This is a genomic window from Candidatus Palauibacter soopunensis (genome assembly GCF_947581735.1).
Lineage (GTDB): Bacteria > Gemmatimonadota > Gemmatimonadetes > Palauibacterales > Palauibacteraceae > Palauibacter > Palauibacter soopunensis.
On record NZ_CANPVT010000047.1, the window covers coordinates 1 to 5,404 of the forward strand.

Below are 5,404 nucleotides of genomic sequence, written 5' to 3' on the forward strand. Positions count from 1 at the left end.
TCATGGGCGTCGGCATGGGCTACATCACGACCTACGCCGATGCCCTGATGGGCACGGGAACGGCGGACCCGTTCGAGCTCTGGCTCTGGGCCGTCGTCCTCATGCCGCTCGTCGTCTCCGGCCTCATGGCCGGGCTCAAGGTCGGCGAACTCGCCTCGATGCTCGTGTCAGGGTCCGGCTCCGCCGGGTCCGGGTTCGTCGCGCTCGTCATGCAGGGAGCCAGCAAGGCCGCCGCTCCCGTCAAGCCCCCCGTCTGAGCCCCAAGGAGACACCGATGATGAAACGAGACCGTGACGCGGGCCGCGAGTACGCGGAGATCTGGGGCGAGGCCGTCCAGGCGAACCGGAAGCTCAGGACGATCCTGATCTTCCTATCGGCAAGCATGGTGCTCGGCGTCTTCGTGCTGCTGAGGATCGCGGGCGCGGAGCCGCCCAAGCCCATCGTCATCCGGGTGGACGAGGTGGGCCGCGCCGAGGCGCTGGCCTACGAGACCGCGACCGCGCAGGCCGATCCGCTCGATCCGACAACGAAGTACTTCCTGAACCGGTTCGTCCACGACTTCCACGCGCGCCGCCGCGCGACCGCCCAGGAGCAATGGACCCGGAGCCTCCGGTTCCTCTCGACGGACCTGGCGAACGCGGCGTTCCAGAGGGACGGCGCGGAGGTCGCGAGCGTGGCGGCGGGGACCGCCGACACCGAGACCGAGGTCGAGCAGGTCGTGCTCCGCATCCACCCCGCGCCCGAGCCGCCGCACAGCGCGACTGCGGACTTCGACCTCGTGCACCTGAGGGGCGAACAGGAGCTGCGGCGGGAGCGCTGGTCGCTCACGCTCCGGTTCGAGTTCCTCGACTCGATCCCGCCCGAGTTGGTCGTCCACAATCCGATGGGGCTCCTCGTCACCTACATGCGGGCAGACCGGGCGCTCGTGACGGGGGACGAGCGATGATCGCGCATCTCAAGGGCCGCGAGAAGGCGCTCGAAACGTTCGGCTGGACGGGCCGCAAGGCCGAGTGGATCGCGCTGGCGTGCCTCCACAGCGGCGTGTTCACCCGCGCCCAACTGGCGGCGTGGCTCCGGACGCACAACCGCACGGCCCGCCGTTTCGTTCTGATCATCACGGCGCAGAAGCTGGCAGTGGAAGAGTTGCTGCACGGCCGGAGGATCTGCCGGATCTTCTCACGGCCGGTCTACCGGGCGCTCGGGGCCGAGCACATCCGGCACCGGAAAACCGCGTCCGAAGAGGTGCTCCTCCGCCGTCTGCTCTCGCTCGACTACGTGATCGAGCACCCGGGTCTCCCATGGCTCCCGACGGAGCCCGAGAAGGTCGGGGCGTTCGAGGCGCTCGGGATCGAGCGTGCCGTGTTGCCCGTCAGGGTATACGGCAGAGCCGCCCGCGAGACCCGGCGCTACTTCCCGGTCAAGCTGCCCGTCGCGCTGGACGAGCGCCGCGCACTGTTCGTCTACGCCGATCCCGGCCACGACACCGCGACGGCGCTCCGCTCGTGGGGCGCGGCGCACCGGGCACTCTGGCGGGCGCTCCTGGGCCTGGGGCTGGCCGTAGAGGTGGCCGCGGTCGTCCGCACCGCGCGGGAACTCGCGCGTGCCCGGAAGGTGCTCGGGCACTGGGTTGAAGCCGCCGCCGAGGCGAATGCCGCCGATCCGGCCCGCCGCGAAATCGCGCGGATCGAACAGGCGATCCTCGGCATGGACGACGCCGAGGTCGAGAGGCTCGGCGGCTTCCAGAGCTGCCTCATGCGGATCGCCGAACTGAAGAAGCAGGTCCGGTCCGCCTGCCCCGGAACGGCGATCACCGGCTTCACGGCATGGCGTTCTAGACGGCTTCGCGGAGGCGTCTCTTGACCGCCGGATTCCGAGGTCTTGGGGCCGTAGGGCGCGTGTCCACGCGACATCGAGGTTGGGTGGACACGGAATCGCGCCTTGGGCGGACAGGCCACCGGTTCCGCATGTCGCTGGACGGCTTGGCCTTGCACCCATGCCGGGCGAGCGGTGGCGGCACGCGGGAGCCGGTGGCCGTGGCCGGAGCGACCCCCCACCGTGGACGCTTGGCGTGCCACGGGGGAGGGTTGGGATGTGCACGCCATCCCAACCCTCCGCGGGAGGTCGCTCCGGGCCAGCGATCCTTCCAGGAAGGGTGTTGAAGCGATGAAGTCGAGTACCCTCGCCGTCATCGGGGCCGCCGTCGGCGCGGTCGGCGGACAGGCGCTCAAGGCGCCGTTCCCGCCCCCGGGCGCGAACCCCTACCTCGACCTGATCGCGTGGCACGATCCGGGCCTGCACGCCGCCGTCCGCGTCTGGTACCACGCGTGGCCCGCCGTCGCCGTTGTGCTCGCCGGGAGCCTTTGCCTTTCGGTCTGGAGAGTCTGGTTCCAGCCGCTCGTGCGGATCGTACGCCGGGGCAGGCTGCCCGAGTGGCCGACCTCGCCCGGTGACGACGCGCCCGCTCTCGTGGTCGGCGAACAGCATCACCCGGTCGTGCCGCGCGAGAGCGAGCGCCCCTCCTGGCTCGTCATCCCCGAGAAGGGCCTCTACACCGGCCTGCTCGTCGTCGGGGCCGTCGGCACCGGCAAGACCACAGCCTGCATGTACCCTTTCGCCCGGCAGCTTCTCTCCTGGCAGGCGGACGACCCCCGCCGCAGGGCGGGCGCGCTCGTGCTGGAGGTCAAAGGCGATTTTTGCCACCAGGTCCGCGGCATCCTCGAAGACGCGGGCCGCGCGGACGACTACTTGGAAATCGGGCTCGGTGGCTCGCTCCAGTGGAACCCGCTCGACGATCCGCTCTTGGACTCCTACTCGCTCGCCTACGGCGTCGCATCCCTCATCAACCAGCTCTTCGGCAAGTCGCGCGAACCCTTCTGGCAGCAGGCGTACACGAATCTCGTCCGGTGGATCGTCGAGCTCCACCGGCTCCTGCCGGGCGGCTGGGTCACGCTTCAGGACGTGTACCGCTGCACCGTGGACGCGGACCTGTTGGTGGACAGGATCCGCGAGGCGCAGAAGCTGGCGGACGAGTTCCGCCGGGTTAGGGCAGTCATCTCCCGCAAGGACATGGTCGCGCATTCCGAAGCCCTCAATGAGTGGGCGTGGGAGCGGGTGCCCGGCACCGAAGACATGGCGTCCCGGTTCGACCCTGAACTCGGGAAGCGGCTCAAGAAGCTGAAGGTCAAATGCAGGAGGGAGGCGGCTGGGGGCGGCGCGGGCAGCGAGTTCGCCGAGCGGGTCGAGGCCGTGGCGCGGTGGTATCTGAAGGACTGGATGAAGCTCGACGCGAAGCTCCGCACCTCGATCGTCGAGGGGATCAGCGTCTTCCTCTCGCTCTTCGACCAGCCCGAGGTCGCGGGCGTGTTCTGCCCACCCCCGCCAAACGACGATGCCCCGTCCAGGCGGGCGGACGGCGACGACGGGGAGAGACCCCCGGAAGTCCCGGCCATGCCGGGCCTCCGCCGGAGGCTGCCGCCGCTCTCCGAGTTGATCGAGGGCGGCAAGGTGCTGGCGCTCAACATGCCAGCCGGGGCGAACCCGGCCTTGGCACGCGCCATCGGCGTGCTGCTCAAGAACGCGTGGATGCAGGCGCTGCTCCGAAGACCCGCCGAGGCGGCCCGCCGCCCCGGCCGCTACATGCGGCCCGCCGTGTTCATCTGTGACGAGTATCAAGCGTTCGCCACGGTAGGGCAGGACGACCCCTCGGGCGACGAGAAGGCGTTCGCGCTCACGCGCCAGTGCCGCTGCATCCCCATCGTCGCCACCCAGTCGCTCTCGTCGCTCCGCTCGGTGCTTCCCTCGGGCGAGGCGTGGCGGACGCTCGTCCAGACGCTCCGTACCCGGATCTTCCTGTCGCTCTCCGACGAGTCGTCGGCCAAAATCGCGTCCGAGATGTGCGGTTCCGTCATGAAGACGCAGCCCTCGTACACGTTCAGCGAGACCACGGGCAGGCCCGAGTTCTCGCTCCTGTCCGGGCGCGCCGGGGGCGGACGCGGCACCATCGGCGCGAGCAAGTCGTTCCGCCGATCCCGAGAGCCGGTGTTCACGCCCCGCGAGTTCGCGCTGCTCGCCAACTACCAGGCGGTCTGCCTCCCCTATGACGGCGTCAAGTCGCTCCCGGCACGGCGCGTCTACCTCAAGCCCCACTACCTGCCGAAGGACGTGGGTTACTGGCGGCTCCGCAAGGAGGGGCGGATATGAAACGCGCCAGCGGCGTCGGCCACCTCGCCCCGTTCCTTCCGGGTCTGGAATCCCTGCTCGAAGATCCCGGGGTCTCCGAAATCATGATCAACGGACCCGCGAACGTCTGGGTCGAGCGCGAGGGACGCCTCGAACCCCACGAGGCGCCCGGACTCACCGCTGCCTGGCTCCATCGCGCGGCGATCCACATCGCCCGCCCCCTCGGGCTCGATCCCGCCGCGAGGCCCGTTCTGGACGCGCGGCTGGAGGACGGATCGCGGGTCGCCATCTGCACGCCGCCCGCCGCGCCCGAGGTCGCGATCACCATACGCAGGTTCGGGGGCCGGGCGTTCTCGGCCGAGGATCTCGTGCGGATGAACTCGCTGCCGGAGGAGGCGCTCCATGCTGCCCGGGCCACGCTTGCGGCCCGCCGAAACGTCCTCGTGTCCGGGGGCACGGGCTCGGGCAAGACCACGCTACTGAACGCGCTGATCGAACTCCTGCCCGAAGACGAGCGAATCGTCGCCATCGAGGACACGCTCGAACTCCGGATCGACCGCGCCAACTGCCTCCGGTTCGAGGCCGGGGCCACGCTCTCGGAGACGCCGGTCGAGATCCGCGACCTGGTGCGCCACGCGCTCCGCCACCGCCCCGACCACATCGTTGTCGGCGAGGTCCGGGGCGGCGAGGCCGCAGACCTGCTCCAAGCCCTCAACACCGGGCACGGCGGATCGCTCACGACCATCCACGCCAACAACGCCCGCTCCGCGCTCTCGCGCCTCGCCAGTTGCGCCATGCAAGCCGGGGACGCGCTGCCCTGGGAGGTCACCTGCCGGGGCGTCGTGGACGGGATCGCGCTCGTGCTGCACGTGACCCGCCGCGATGGGCGGCGGTTCGTCGAGGAGGCGCTCGACGTGCGCGGCTACGACACGGCCGCCGGACGATGGCTCACGGAACCGGCATGGACCACCCAAACACCGAAGGAGGTGAACGCATGAGGAGCATCGACGGGACCATCCGCGTCGAGACGTTCGAGGACTTCGACCGCGAACTCGCACGCGACAGCGGCGACACGCTCGAAGTCGACGCCTTCCTGGCCGAGGAGTACGGCCTCTTCCCCGAGGACGTGGGGAGCGAGGACGAGATCGCCGCCGCCTGGGACGACCCGCACGGCGAGGAGGTGGACGCATGAACCACGACGAATACCACCGCAAGTTCGCCGACG

At 70.1% G+C, this 5,404-nt stretch carries 6 protein-coding genes; all 6 read left to right on the forward strand.

Annotation, left to right across the window (positions count from 1 at the left end; genetic code table 11):
- A partial coding sequence (locus RN901_RS12195) for a hypothetical protein (protein ID WP_310758562.1) occupies nt 1-257 on the forward strand: 257 nt, incomplete at its 5' end.
- Nucleotides 258-274: 17 nt separating this feature from the next.
- Nucleotides 275-946, forward strand: a complete 672-nt coding sequence (locus RN901_RS12200; RefSeq protein WP_310758563.1) for a VirB8/TrbF family protein — start codon at nt 275-277, stop codon at nt 944-946.
- Entirely contained in the window at nt 943-1,860 is a 918-nt protein-coding gene (locus RN901_RS12205) for a hypothetical protein (RefSeq protein ID WP_310758564.1), read from the forward strand. The genes RN901_RS12200 and RN901_RS12205 overlap by 4 nt, the downstream gene beginning before the upstream one ends.
- A 303-nt stretch (nt 1,861-2,163) precedes the next feature.
- Nucleotides 2,164-4,200, forward strand: coding sequence for a TraM recognition domain-containing protein (locus RN901_RS12210; RefSeq protein WP_310758565.1), 2,037 nt, complete (start codon nt 2,164-2,166; stop codon nt 4,198-4,200).
- Nucleotides 4,197-5,177: an ATPase, T2SS/T4P/T4SS family gene (locus tag RN901_RS12215; protein ID WP_310758566.1), complete on the forward strand. Its 981-nt coding sequence runs from the start codon at nt 4,197-4,199 to the stop codon at nt 5,175-5,177. Before RN901_RS12210 ends, RN901_RS12215 begins: the two co-directional genes overlap by 4 nt.
- Entirely contained in the window at nt 5,174-5,371 is a 198-nt protein-coding gene (locus tag RN901_RS12220; protein ID WP_310758567.1) for a hypothetical protein, read from the forward strand. The genes RN901_RS12215 and RN901_RS12220 overlap by 4 nt, the downstream gene beginning before the upstream one ends.
- The last annotated feature ends 33 nt before the right edge of the window (nt 5,372-5,404 follow it).

What these genes read in the sequence shown, in the direction of transcription:
- RN901_RS12200 (WP_310758563.1), top strand. Translation starts at nt 275, where the DNA reads ATGATGAAACGAGACCGTGACGCGGGCCGCGAGTACGCGGAGATCTGG.
- RN901_RS12205 (WP_310758564.1), top strand. Translation starts at nt 943, where the DNA reads ATGATCGCGCATCTCAAGGGCCGCGAGAAGGCGCTCGAAACGTTCGGC.
- RN901_RS12210 (WP_310758565.1), top strand. Translation starts at nt 2,164, where the DNA reads ATGAAGTCGAGTACCCTCGCCGTCATCGGGGCCGCCGTCGGCGCGGTC.
- RN901_RS12215 (WP_310758566.1), top strand. Translation starts at nt 4,197, where the DNA reads ATGAAACGCGCCAGCGGCGTCGGCCACCTCGCCCCGTTCCTTCCGGGT.
- RN901_RS12220 (WP_310758567.1), top strand. Translation starts at nt 5,174, where the DNA reads ATGAGGAGCATCGACGGGACCATCCGCGTCGAGACGTTCGAGGACTTC.